The sequence below is a fragment of the Leptolyngbya iicbica LK genome (assembly GCF_004212215.1).
GTDB lineage: Bacteria > Cyanobacteriota > Cyanobacteriia > Phormidesmidales > Phormidesmidaceae > Halomicronema > Halomicronema iicbica.
Window position 1 is genome coordinate 1 of sequence record NZ_QVFV01000005.1, and the last position, 12,671, is coordinate 12,671.

Annotated in this window: 12 protein-coding genes; 2 read left to right on the forward strand and 10 right to left on the reverse strand. The window is 54.2% G+C overall.

Features of this window, described 5'->3' with window-relative positions; genetic code table 11:
- Nucleotides 1-292: 292 nt before the first annotated feature.
- Complete coding sequence (gene dapB / locus DYY88_RS17550) at nt 293-1,117, reverse strand: 4-hydroxy-tetrahydrodipicolinate reductase (protein WP_039729091.1); 825 nt, start codon at nt 1,115-1,117, stop codon at nt 293-295.
- Between the two features lie 123 nt (nt 1,118-1,240).
- The gene (locus tag DYY88_RS17555; RefSeq protein ID WP_039729089.1) at nt 1,241-2,479 is read right to left on the reverse strand and encodes a metallophosphoesterase family protein; all 1,239 of its coding nucleotides are present in this window, start codon (nt 2,477-2,479) and stop codon (nt 1,241-1,243) included.
- A gap of 518 nt (nt 2,480-2,997) precedes the next feature.
- Here DYY88_RS17555 and DYY88_RS17560 point away from each other — a divergent pair.
- Nucleotides 2,998-4,200: a BMP family ABC transporter substrate-binding protein gene (locus DYY88_RS17560; RefSeq protein ID WP_039729088.1), complete on the forward strand. Its 1,203-nt coding sequence runs from the start codon at nt 2,998-3,000 to the stop codon at nt 4,198-4,200.
- A gap of 120 nt (nt 4,201-4,320) precedes the next feature.
- Here the strand turns inward: DYY88_RS17560 and groL are convergent, their stop codons facing one another.
- The 8 genes from groL to trmD form a co-directional block, all read right to left on the reverse strand.
- Nucleotides 4,321-5,997, reverse strand: a complete 1,677-nt coding sequence (groL, locus tag DYY88_RS17565) for a chaperonin GroEL (RefSeq protein WP_039729087.1) — start codon at nt 5,995-5,997, stop codon at nt 4,321-4,323.
- Between the two features lie 224 nt (nt 5,998-6,221).
- Nucleotides 6,222-6,731, reverse strand: a complete 510-nt coding sequence (locus DYY88_RS17570; protein WP_039729084.1) for a lecithin retinol acyltransferase family protein — start codon at nt 6,729-6,731, stop codon at nt 6,222-6,224.
- Nucleotides 6,715-6,939 (reverse strand): hypothetical protein, encoded by a 225-nt coding sequence (locus tag DYY88_RS17575; protein WP_039729083.1) that lies wholly within the window; start codon nt 6,937-6,939, stop codon nt 6,715-6,717. The genes DYY88_RS17570 and DYY88_RS17575 overlap by 17 nt, the downstream gene beginning before the upstream one ends.
- A 346-nt stretch (nt 6,940-7,285) precedes the next feature.
- Nucleotides 7,286-8,587: a glutamate-1-semialdehyde 2,1-aminomutase gene (hemL, locus tag DYY88_RS17580; protein WP_039729082.1), complete on the reverse strand. Its 1,302-nt coding sequence runs from the start codon at nt 8,585-8,587 to the stop codon at nt 7,286-7,288.
- A gap of 179 nt (nt 8,588-8,766) precedes the next feature.
- Nucleotides 8,767-9,735, reverse strand: a complete 969-nt coding sequence (queG, locus tag DYY88_RS17585; RefSeq protein WP_242517638.1) for a tRNA epoxyqueuosine(34) reductase QueG — start codon at nt 9,733-9,735, stop codon at nt 8,767-8,769.
- A gap of 91 nt (nt 9,736-9,826) precedes the next feature.
- The gene (locus DYY88_RS17590; RefSeq protein ID WP_044151419.1) at nt 9,827-10,183 is read right to left on the reverse strand and encodes a hypothetical protein; all 357 of its coding nucleotides are present in this window, start codon (nt 10,181-10,183) and stop codon (nt 9,827-9,829) included.
- Between the two features lie 234 nt (nt 10,184-10,417).
- Complete coding sequence (gene ispF / locus DYY88_RS17595; protein ID WP_039729081.1) at nt 10,418-10,903, reverse strand: 2-C-methyl-D-erythritol 2,4-cyclodiphosphate synthase; 486 nt, start codon at nt 10,901-10,903, stop codon at nt 10,418-10,420.
- A 114-nt stretch (nt 10,904-11,017) separates the two neighbouring features.
- Nucleotides 11,018-11,743, reverse strand: coding sequence for a tRNA (guanosine(37)-N1)-methyltransferase TrmD (trmD, locus tag DYY88_RS17600; RefSeq protein ID WP_039729080.1), 726 nt, complete (start codon nt 11,741-11,743; stop codon nt 11,018-11,020).
- Nucleotides 11,744-12,042: 299 nt separating this feature from the next.
- On the opposite strand from trmD, the gene DYY88_RS17605 reads away from it, so the two are divergent.
- Nucleotides 12,043-12,636, forward strand: coding sequence for a TetR/AcrR family transcriptional regulator (locus DYY88_RS17605; RefSeq protein WP_039729079.1), 594 nt, complete (start codon nt 12,043-12,045; stop codon nt 12,634-12,636).
- Nucleotides 12,637-12,671 lie beyond the last annotated feature (35 nt).

Sequence of the window (12,671 nt, forward strand, 5' to 3'; positions counted from 1 at the left end):
CGGTGCCAGGTCCCTAATAACCGTCCTCTGTTGTTCCCGCAGCAGAGGACGGTTTACTTTAAAATGAAAGGCTGATTTAAGGAAAGGTTCACCTAATCTAGAAGCTCTACAAATCAATAGTCTCGCTAAAGATGGCCTTCCATAACTCTTTTCATGAAATGTAGAACCGTCTTTTGGTTGACGACTGCGCTCAGGGTGACGACTTGTAGTTTAATGCGCTGCGTAGATAAAGAAGAATTTCGTCGAAAAGTTCTTTGCTCGATTGCTCTGAGCTAAGGGATGATATCGGTGTCTACAAAATTTTATCCAAGCCGTAGATGAGGGACTTCAGAGGCATGACTCGCCGCACTGCCAGCAGTACACCGGGCATGTAGCAGGCACGATCGCTGGTATCGTGACGCAGAGTATAAAGCTGTCCCGGTGCCCCAAACAGCACTTCCTGATGGGCAATCAGACCGGGCAATCGAACGCTATGGATACGAATGCCATCGTCAGTGGTGCTGCCGCGAGCACCAGTCATTTTTTCGGATTCTTCTACTTGGGCAGGGTTGAAGGCTTTGTCAGGGGTAGAGAGCATTTGAGCAGTCTGGATGGCCGTGCCGCTGGGGGCGTCGGCCTTTTGATTATGGTGTAGCTCGATGATCTCGACGTGGTTGAAGTATTGTGCTGCCTGCTGAGCCGCCTGTTGCATCAATACGACTCCGATAGAAAAGTTGGGAATGATCAGGCAGCCGATGCTGGCTTTCTCTGCAAATTCTGCCAGTTCCTTAATCTGGTCTGCTGTCAAGCCTGTGGTACCTACGACGGGACGAACGCCATAGGCGATCGCTGCTCGCACTGAGTTGTAGATGGTATCGGGGTGGGTGAAATCAATCATGACTGCCAAGCCTTCGCTTTGGGCTTGTACCAGTGCTGCTTCAAGATCCGGCGTGACCGGAATTTCCACCGGACCGCATCCTGCAATTTCGCCGATGTCTTCGCCAAGGACCGCAGGATTTTTGTCGATCGCTGCCACCAGGGTCATATCTTCAGCAGCGGTGACGGCCTTGATAACTTCGCGGCCCATCTTGCCACACGCGCCATTTACCACCACAGGAATCGTAGATTGTGCTGCCATGAATCTGATTTTGAACGGCCAACAGGATGAGTTTAGAGCAATTTGGGGGCGGTAGCGGAAAAGTGGATAGATAGAGGATGCTGGTCTGTCGATGCAGCTGGTGCTGTGAGCGAGGATTAGGGGTTAACTGCACAGGGCGGTTCCGAGCTTTGCTTGACAGGCGCTTTGCTCGGCGGTGCTCAGGTCAGCCAGTTCGAGGTCACGACGAAGCACCATGCCGTTGTGCCCTGCTAAATAGCGGGGGAGTTGACCGTACTCAATCAACTCCAGTGTCTGAATGTCATAGGTGGTATAACGAATTAGCTCGCTCTCAGCTTGCTCAAAGTCTATATCGAGTACGGTGATGGCTTTCCAGCGGGGCAAGTCGCTATCGATCAAGGCGCGAGGCCCCGAGCCGATGATCCCCATGTGGAGGAGCTGTAATTTGCCTCGATGGCCAGGATAATAAGCGTGGTGATGGCCGCTAATGTAGGTATGCACGTTGTACCGCTCTAGCATGGTCCGTAACTGCTCTGCGTTGGCCATTACTTCACCGGGGGCGTTGCGTCCTTCGGCCACGGCATACAGCGGCAGATGGCTCAACAAAATCCGCAGGCGAGCGCTCTGGGCGGCTTCGCTGGCTAGGCTTTGCTCTACCCAGGTCAGCTTGTCGGGGGGAATCTGGTGGGTCGAGCCATCCCATGCCATAAAGAAGACATCGCCCTGGCGAAAGGTATAGAAAAAGGGATAGTCAGCGCGATCGATGAACTCGACGTCGGGAGTGTGCTCTGGCGCTTGCCAGTAGGCAGTAGCCAAATCTCGCTCTTGCTGAAAGGTAAACTGGCCGTTGGCCCCACGGGCTCCGGAGGCGTCGTGGTTGCCGATGGTAAAGCCGAAGGGAATACCTGCTGCATCCAAAGGGGCGCGAACATGTTCATCAAAGGCGGCCCACATGGCCTGAATTTGTGCTGTTGTCAATGAGGACGATTGCCCTGCAATCATGTCGCCACCGGCTACAACTAAATCCGGTTGCCAGAAGGGAATGAGGGCGATCGCTTTATCGACATCGGGGTCGTAATCGGTAGATCCGTAGGCCCCATTTAGGTCACTAATAGCCACCAGCCGCAGATCGCCGCGCTCAGGCTGAAACGGCGCTTGATTAAGGCTCGCGAGCAGCGCTTGAGTCGCGGCGGGCAGTTCGATGGAGGGGGCAGTGACGGCTAGGGCCTCAGTGGGGGCAGCGACCTCAGTTGTGGTGATTTCGGTGGGGGCTTTGGAGGTTGTAGTTGGTGGTGGGGCTTGCATCGCAGCGTGGGCATAGGCGAATACGATGCCACTCAGCAGTCCCAAGATAATCAAGAGTCCTAGCCGTTTCCAATTCATCGCCCCTCGTCACTTGTGAAAAGCTCTACGGCCCATACTCTACCCCACATTTAGAGGTCGGCGAGCACATGACATGCTGCTTAAGAGGGAGGGATGAGGTCCGGGTGGATGAGAACGCGGGGCAGGCGAGCCCCAAAAGTTTTGACAGAGACAGATTTAGGGGGAGATTGATGGGGCTGCCCACCACTGCTGAGGAGAGAGTTCTCTGTTGAACTGGTTGAATAATAGTCAGCATTAGTTCGAGGGAACCGTTCCCTTCTGTAAGCTCATTCCCTTAAGGCTCACTAGCAAAAAGCAGCGTCAGGTTGACGAGAATTTGGCGAAAAGCAGCTAAAGATACAAAATTATCTCGGTCTTTTATCAATCCTTAATTTGAGCCAGATTGAGACTGTGATGTTGGGTTGGCTTGATGGCGGCGATCGCTGCCCGGCAAAATTGTTTGTTGGCCGATATTCTGAGCCCATTCACTAATTCTGCCTCCCCTTTTCAATGCCCCATTCCTTGTAGGAGAAAACGCTATGACTCAACGCCGATTTACCCGCATCTCTCGTCGCCAGATGGTGCGCGGTTTGATGGCGACTACTGCCTTTGGCGTGGTTACCAAGTTTGGCACAGCCTGCAGCCCGGCTCCGGAGGGCGATGCCACTACTGACGAAGCCGCCACGGGGGACGCTGGTGGTGAGGAGTTAGTTGTCGGATTCATCTACGTTGGCCCCAAAGATGATTTTGGCTATAACCAGGCCCATGCCGAAGGGGCTGCTGCCATGGTCGCCAACGTTCCCGGCATCAAGCTAGTGGAAGAAGCCAGCGTACCTGAAACGACCGCCGTCGCCGAAACCATGCGCAGCATGATTGAAATTGATGGTGCGAAAGTCTTGTTTCCCACATCCTTCGGTTATTTCGACCCCTACATCTTGGAACTAGCCGCAGAGTTTCCGGAGGTGCAGTTCTTCCACGCTGGGGGGCTCTATCAAGATGGCGTTCATCCCGACAATGTGGGTAGCTACTTTGGTTATATTGACGAGGCGCAATATGTCGCCGGGGTTGTGGCGGGTCATATGACGCAGTCTGGCAAGCTCGGTTTCGTTGCGGCCAAGCCGATTCCACAAGTGTTGCGCAACATCAATGCCTTTACTCTGGGCGCGAAGTCTGTAAAGCCAGAAATTACTACCCAGGTCATCTTCACTGGGGACTGGGCAGAGCCGGTGAAGGAAGCCGAAGCAACCAATAGCATGGCCGACCAGGGTATTGACGTGGTGACCTGTCACGTTGACAGTCCTAAAGTCGTGATGGAAACCGCAGAACGTCGGGGCATTTATTCCAGCGGCTATCACGCTAACCAAGGTCCGCTTGCCCCCGAAGGTTACCTCACTGGGGCCGAGTGGGACTGGTCGAGCATTTATTCTCAACTGGGCGAGCAGTTCAAAGCGGGGCAAACGCTCATGGCCGGTGACATTCCTCACATTTTGCGGGGGGGCCTTGGTGGGAAGTTCTGTAAGCTGTCGCCCTACGGCCCAGCCGTGACCGATGAGGCTAAGGCAGCTGCCGATGCCGCTCGCGAGCAGCTGATCGCAGGCGAATTGGTCATCTATAAGGGTGAGCTGAAAGATAACGGCGGCAATGTCATTTTGACCAGTGACCAAGAATACAAGCAAGATGACATTGAGCTAGAGAAGATGGATTACCTCATCGAAGGGGTTGAAGGTAGCATTGACGGCTAAAGCTTAGTCGCGTCCTCATAACTGGCTGAAATCTACATATTGATGAAAACCGGGCCGGGAGCGATCGCTCCCGGCCCGGTTTAGTTTCAGACGGATCGGTTGGTTAAGCGCTGGGCGGGCTTACATCATGCCCATGCCGCCCATACCACCCATGCCGCCCATGCCACCCATGCCGCCCATACCACCCATGCCGGGGTCGCCACCAGCAGGCGCGGGAGGTTCAGGCTTCTCAACGACGAGAACTTCGGTGGTTAGGACCATTCCAGCGACGGAGGCGGCATCTTGCAGCGCCGAGCGCACTACTTTTGCGGGATCGATGATGCCACTGGCGATCAGGTCTTCAAACTCACCAGTCAGGGCGTTGTAGCCCATGTTGAAGTCGAGTTCGCGGACTTTCTCGACGATGACGGAGCCTTCGCCACCGGAGTTATCGACGATTTGGCGAAGGGGCGCTTCCAGCGCTCTGATTACGATATCCACACCGACTTTCTCTTCCGCCACGGAAAGGGAAGCCTTCAGCGTTTCGAGCTTGGTCGCCAGGTGCAGTAGGGTGGCTCCACCTCCAGGAACGATACCTTCGTCCACAGCGGCCTTGGTCGCGCTCAGAGCGTCTTCAATCCGCAGTTTGCGGTCTTTCAGTTCGGTTTCTGTGGCTGCACCCACTTTGATGACGGCGACGCCGCCCGCCAGCTTGGCCAAGCGCTCCGAGAGTTTTTCCTTGTCGTAGTCAGAGTCGGTGCGCTCCAGTTCTTGACGAATTTGAGCGACTCGTGCCTGCACATCCGCTTCGTTGCCCGCGTCAGAAACGAGGGTGGTGGTGTCTTTGGTGATGCTGACTTTGCGGGCTGTACCCAACATATCTAGGGTGGCAGCTTCGAGGCTCAGGCCAATGTCTTCGGAGATCACCTGACCGCCTGTGAGGACGGCGATGTCTTGCAGCATGGCCTTGCGGCGATCGCCAAAGCTAGGCGCTTTCACGGCGGCAACGTTCAGCACGCCACGAGCCTTGTTGACCACCAGGGTGGCCAAGGCTTCGCCTTCAATATCTTCAGCAATGATCAGCAACGGCGCACCCGCTTGAGCAATGCGTTCCAGCACGCCGACCAGATCCTGAATGGAGCTGATTTTTTTGTCGGTGATCAGGATGCGAGCGCCCTCCAATTCCGTGACCATGCGCTCTTGATCGGTCACAAAGTAGGGTGACATATAGCCGCGATCGAACTGCATCCCTTCGACGACTTCCAACTCGGTGAAGAGGGATTTGGACTCTTCTACGGTGATGACGCCATCTTTCGTCACTTTTTCCATGGCGGCAGAAATCATCTCGCCGACTTCGTCATCGCTGCCCGCTGAAACAGAAGCAACTTGCGAAATGGCATTGCCCGTTACAGGCTTGGCTGCCGCCTCAATGCCAGCGACCACTTGGGCCACGGCTTTGTCGATGCCGCGACGCAAGCTGACCGGGTTGCTACCTGCTGCGACGTTCTTCAACCCTTCACGAATAATGGCTTGGGCCAACACCGTTGCAGTGGTGGTGCCGTCGCCCGCCAAGTCTTTAGTTTTCGAGGCAACTTCCTGAATCAGGCGTGCGCCGGTGTTTTCGTAAGGATTTTCTAAATCAATTTCTTTGGCGATCGTGATCCCGTCATTCACGATTTGCGGTGCGCCAAATTTCTTTTCTAGTACAACGTTGCGACCTTTTGGCCCCAGGGTGATCTTGACCGCATCGGCCAGGGAGTTCACGCCTTTTTCCAGGGCTTGCCGCGACGCTTCATCAAATATGACTAGTTTCGCCATGTCCCACTCTTTCTCTCTGCAAATGAAACATTAGCACTCAATTGTGTCGAGTGCTAACCAGCATAGAATAGCCCCTTCGGTGCGTGCTTATAAGTGGCGATAACCGACCATTGAGGGGGTGAGGGCAGGTGGGTGTGAGGATAAGGAGTGGATGAGTCGATCAGTAATAGAAACGGTTATGAAGGGCAATGGAGGAACAGTGACTGTTAAGGCTTTGGGAACCATCAGACTGGCACAAGAAACCTATCGAGTTCACAGCTTAGTCCCTCTAAGCTCTTGCTGCCATTAGAAGATGCAGACCCAAAATCCTTTTTATGCATCGCCCAACCGACCAATCCACCGATCATCCTAAACTTAGAAGCGTCTGGTGATTTTGCCTCTCCAGTTGCCAACTCCCATGCAAAATGCTGGCAATTATTGTAGACGATGTGATAGTCGCTATCGTGATACTTGGACTTAAGGTGACGGACTCTTTGCTTGATTTCAGATGTATTCCATGAAGTCGTAGGCAATCTTCTTAGCGTGTATTCAGGCAAGCCATCACTTATAGGATGCTCATTAGCAATCGAGAAATCAATAAGAACCAACTTGCAGATCATTTTACGCTTTGACTGGTCTTTTTGAGCAATTAGCTCGACCGATCTGTTGTGGTCTACTACAACTCCACAGTGAGGATAATCATGACTTGTGAGTTGAATAATGCTTCCGATGGGGTATTCAAATTTGTTGTTCATCCTCTTCTCCCAGAAAATCATCTAGGTTCTTCTCAAACTGATCTGGCAGGCAAAGAGCCTTGGAGGCATTGATGAATGAGCCTGAAATATGCTTTGCAATAACCTCTTGGTTTTCTTCATCTTCCAGAAAATCTTCCAAGGCTTCAGTAGCCAACTCGATAGCAATTTTTCCTGCGATTGAGGCAGAAGCTTCTGAACTAAAAGTCATAGCAAGTGTATCCCTATTGCGTTGAAGCAGAGTTTATAGAGGAGTTTATGTATCAGAACCAATTCTTTTTTTCTGGAATTACCCGCACTTATACATAAAGCTGTACTCATGCATAAAATTAAGTTTCCCGTTTTACTTCTCTCTATATCGTGAATATCTATTGATTCATGCTCTTGAGCAAGATCATAGATGAACATCTAAGTCTCTACCAGGAGGAATCCTAAAGCTCTAAATACACTGCGCCCCTTATTCTGATTTGGATAAGGGGCGCAGTTCTTTACTTAATTGCTCTACCTGTTCTGTAAAAAAGACTTAGAGAAAAGTCTACAAACGGGAATGCCACCAATTAAAGGTTGCTGAGCACTTGGCAAGCGGCGGCGATCGTCTTCTCAATATCCTCGTCGGTGTGGGCCAGCGACATGAAGCCCGCCTCGTATTGCGAGGGAGCCAGGTAAATGCCCGCCTCTAACATGCCGCGATGGAAGCGGCTGAACTTCTCAGTGTCAGCTCCTTTGGCGTCGTCGTAGCTATGCACGTCTTTATCGGTAAAGAACATGCCGAACATGGCGCTGATGTTGCCGCCAGTAGCGGCATGGCCCGTTTCATGGGCCGCGGCCAACAGTCCGGTGATGAGCTTGTGGGTCATCGTTTCAAGTTGTTCGTAGGTGCCGGGACGCTGCAAGATTTCGAGGGTCTTGATGCCTGCGGTCATCGCCAAGGGATTGCCAGACAGGGTGCCGGCCTGGTAAACCGGGCCAGCGGGGGCGATCATTTCCATGATGTCGCGGCGACCGCCGTAAGCGCCGACGGGTAGCCCACCGCCGATTATTTTGCCGAGGGTGGTGAGGTCGGGGGTGACGCCAAATTTCTCCTGAGCACCGCCGTAGGCAATGCGGAAGCCGGTCATGACTTCGTCAAAGACGAGCAGGGCGTCGTATTCACGGGTGAGTTCGCGCAGCCCTTCGAGGAAGCCGGCATCGGGAGTGACAAAACCAGAGTTGCCCACGACGGGTTCGAGAATGACGCCGGAGATTTCGCCGGGATTTTCTTCAAACAGCTTTTTGACCGCTTCCAGATCGTTGTAAGGGGCGGTGAGGGTGCTCTGGGTGGCGGCTTTGGGGACGCCAGGGGAGTCGGGGAGGCCCAGGGTGGCGACGCCCGATCCGGCCTTCACCAAAAACATGTCGGCGTGGCCGTGGTAGTTGCCTTCAAATTTGATGATTTTGTCGCGTCCGGTAAAGGCGCGCATCAGGCGCAGCACGGCCATGCAGGCTTCGGTACCGGAGTTGACGAAGCGCACCATCTCGATGCTGGGGACGGCGTTGATCACCATCTCCGCCAGTACGTTTTCGAGATAGCAGGGGGCGCCGAAGCTGGTGCCTTTTTCGAGGGCGGCGGACAGGGCTTGCAGCACTTCGGGGTGGGCGTGACCGCAGATGGCGGGGCCCCAGGTGCCGACATAGTCGATATATTGGTTGTTATCAACGTCCCAAATGTAGGCACCTTTGACGCGATCGAAGACGATGGGTTGGCCACCGACCGATTTGAAGGCGCGAACCGGAGAACTAACGCCACCGGGCATGAGGTGTTGAGCGGCGCTAAAAATCTCTTCAGATTTGCTGGTTTTGAGTGGGGCTGTACTGACCAAAGTGTTTTCCTCTTAAATACCTGGCTAAAGTCGGTTGAGCAGGGCGATCGCCCGCTGTATGACCTGTTCTAAAAAGTTGCTGTTTATTATCCTATCGATCGCGTTGCCACGATTTCAGCCATGTCAAGAAGTATTAAGGACTTGTGGTTGCGGATGATGGGCCAACTGCCGCGATCGCGTTAAGACGGTCGACTTTGCTGAGCTGCGCGGGCATTGCGTCGCCACATAGAGGGTTTAATGCGCCGCAGGGCCGAGGCGGGAAAGCGACGATTCCAGTCGACCTCACTCAAATTCGTTAACTCGGCCAGGTTAGGTGCCACGTTATCGGGGTAAGGCTGAAAATCTTTCACATCCGTGGGTTGGGCAAAGCGTTGGTTCCAGGGGCAGACGTCTTGGCAGATGTCGCAACCCGCCACCCAGCCGTGTAGGTTTTGCGCAATGTTGGGGGGCAGCGTTGGGTCGCGGTTTTCAATGGTGTGGTAAGCGATGCAGCGGTTGGCATCAACGACGAAGGGGGCGGCGATCGCATCCGTGGGGCAAGCCTCGATACACCGGGTGCAGGTACCGCAGTGGGCGGTATGGGGAGTATCGGCGGGCAAATCTAGATTGGTGAGGATTTCGCCAAGAAACACCCAGGAACCGTAGTCACGGGTGATGACGTTGCCGTTTTTAGCGATCCACCCGATCCCGGCCTGCTGCGCCCAAAACTTATCGGAAACCGGGCCAGTATCGACATAAAAACGGGTTTGAATGTCGGGATGGTGCGATCGCAGCCATTCTGACAGCGCCTTCAATTTTTTTTGCATGACGCGGTGATAGTCGCGTCCCCAGCCGTAGCGCGAGATTTTGCCGTGCTGAGCATTGTCGGAGTGCTGATGCGGGGTGTAATAGTTCAGCGCGACGCAGATCAGCGATCGCACCCCTGGCATGACTTGTTGAATGTCTTGGCGTTTGGGATTGCTCATCCACGCCATATCAGCCTGATAGCCTTGGTGCAGCCAATTTTGCAGGGCAGTGTTAGCGGCGATCGCGGCGGGTTGACTGTGATCAATGCGAGCGATGCCGACGCGATGAAAGCCAACGTGATGCGCTTGTTGGCGAATGACATCAATATCAAGGGTCAGTAAAGGTAGCGGATGATCGCTCACAGGGAAGAGTGGTCTTAAAGGGTCGCCTTAACAATAGCGACTCAGGTGAGCCCTGATCAGCGATCGCGGTTACCTCAGTGGCTCTCTGTGGCTAAATTGCCATCATGAGATTTTGCTCAGCGGTACAGGTCACCCAAGCCGTTTCGACCCGATAAGTGCCTTCTACTTGTTTTGCTAAGCTGACCAACTCTCTTAGCATGGCGTGATCGCTCACAACACCTTGAAGAATGACCACGCGGCCCCGCTGACTAACGGTCAAACGCTCTAGCTCTGAGGGCACAAACTGTTGAGAAAACACAGCCTCGACGCGCTTTTGCAGGCCATGGTAATCATATTCGCCCTGTAACCCAATGCGCTCAGGAGGAGGCGTTTGAAACCAACTCGGAAACGCCTTTGCCCATTCAAATGGCAGCGGATCAGCTGGCTCAAGTGACTCGGCGTGAGTCATGTGTTTGCATTGATAGATACCCATTCTCTGCTCCCTGGCGATCGCCAATCTGACTCAATCTTGCCTAACCTGCGAGAGAACCTACGTAAATACCCTGATTGTGTTCTACAGGATACACTTTTGCCGCCAGGCTCTTGGGTCATTCCTTCACAAAAACCCAAACTAAGTTAACTGTAACTTTACATTCAGAAATGTAATTATTACCGTCATCCTGATGACATTTGTGCAAGTTGCTCAGGTCGAAGCCCTAGCAATCAGCACGACAGCATAAGCGGCAATGCCTTCTTCACGACCTGTGGGGCCGAGCTTTTCATTCGTGGTGGCTTTGACGCCGACTTGGTCGGGGGCAAGATTTAACGCTGCGGCTAGGGCACTGCGCATGGCAGCGATATGGGGCTTGAGCTTGGGACGTTCGGCAACGACGACGCTATCGACATTGACGATCGCCCAACCGCGATCGCGCACCATTTGGTAGACCTGGTCGAGCAATTTCAGACTATCGGCACCCGCCCACTGGGGGTCACTGGGGGGAAAGTAGGTGCCAATATCGCCCAGGCTTAAAGCGCCTAGCAACGCATCGGTAATGGCGTGGGTCAGCACATCGGCATCACTGTGACCGAGCAGGCCCATGACGTGGGGAATGGTTACTCCCCCTAAAATCAAGGGCCGCCCTTCTACTAACCGATGGATGTCGTAGCCGTTGCCGATCCGTATATTCATAAGTCGATGGTAGCAAATTTACAGAAAACGTCTAGGTATAACTCAGCACATTTGACTAAGTATGAGCGATTTTGACCAGCCATCAATGTCTGAGGATAGGGTGTGAGTGGTCAGCTAGGGGGACTCGGTTGAGGACTGCTGGGCTTGCCAGGTGGCGTATAAATCGGGGCGACGCTGCCGTGTCCGATTCACTTGCTGCTGGTGCCGCCAGGCGGCGATCGCGGCGTGATTGCCCGATCGCAAAACGTCGGGTACGGTCCACCCCCGAAACTCGGCCGGACGAGTGTATTGAGGATAATCCAGCAGGTCCGCTTCAAAGCTTTCGAATTTGAGCGAATCGGTTTTGCCGACGGTGCCCGGTCGCAGCCGCACTACGCCGTTAATCAGGGTCAACGCCGGGATTTCGCCACAGGTGAGGACAAAATCGCCGAGGGAAACCTCGCGATCGACCAGATGCAATACCCGCTCATCGACCCCTTCGTAATGGCCGCAAATCAGCACAATTTGGTCGAGCTCAGCATTGAGCTGCCGGAATAAGGGCTGGGCCATCGTTTCGCCCTGGGGCGTCAGCAAGATGACTTCTCGCCGAGGATAGGTGGGCAGGGACTCGACGGCGGCGAAAATCGGTTCCGGCTTCATCAACATGCCGACGCCCCCGCCATAGGGTTCATCGTCCACTTTGCGATGCTTGTCAGTGGTGAAATCGCGAGGGTTCACCAAGTTGACGCTGGCGATGCCCCGCTCTAGCGCTTTGCCCAACAGGCCAGACTGCAACGGCGACGCAAAGAAGTCAGGAAATAAGGTGACGACATCAAACCTGAGCGGAGATTCCGAATTCATAACACAATTACGCAGGGGAATTGACCGCGATCGCCCCCAGCCTCATGACCACGGGCGATGCTCACTCTACCGCAAACCGGATGGGTTTGGTTTAGCGGGGTTGAGACTTTGATGTCGAGTCGGTCCCTCCGAGGTCGGCTGGCGCTCAGGGCGGGTCAAGAGAGTTTGACAATAATGATGCACAATAGCTTTGGGGTTGGGGGGAGGACGTCTCCCCAATGTTTTTGCCTCTCTACGGGCGCAAACGGATGCTGCGCGTAGAAGAGAGGTTGGTTGTCACCCTCTGAGCCCAAGCTGCTATGGCTAATCTGAAGCGCACCCGTGAGGATATTCTCGAAGCGGTCATCGACACGGTTCACCGCCAGGGGTTAACCGCTACGGGGCTGAGCGAACTGTTTCGGTTGAGCGGCGCTTCGTCGGGCAGTTTTTACAACTATTTTGAATCGAAGCAGGCGTTGGGGCATGCGCTGATCGATTTTGAATGGGAGAAGCTGGAGAAAAACGTGCTGGAACCCGCTGTGACCCGGCATGAATCGCCCATTGATCAGGTGTTTTGGATTCTCGATACGCTGGAAGCGAAGCAAACCCGTGAGCCGTTTTGTGGCGGCTGTCTGCTCGGCAACCTGATTGTGGATCTGGTGGAGCAGGACGATAGCTTTCGCGAGCACTTGCAAACAGTGTTTGCGCGGTGGGAGGGGGCGATCGCTCAACGACTCCATGCCGGACGTGACCAGCTCTTACCTGCCACCGACCCCGATTTGCTGGCGGCGCAAATTATGACGGTAATTGAGGGGGCAATGCTGATGGGTAAGCTGCACCGCGACACCCAGCGCCTTCACGCCAGTTTTGATGTGGCGCGGCAGTTGCTCACCCTGGCGCTCAAACCTGCGTAGCTGCGTAGCTGTTGAAGACTTGCGGGTGATGCAGC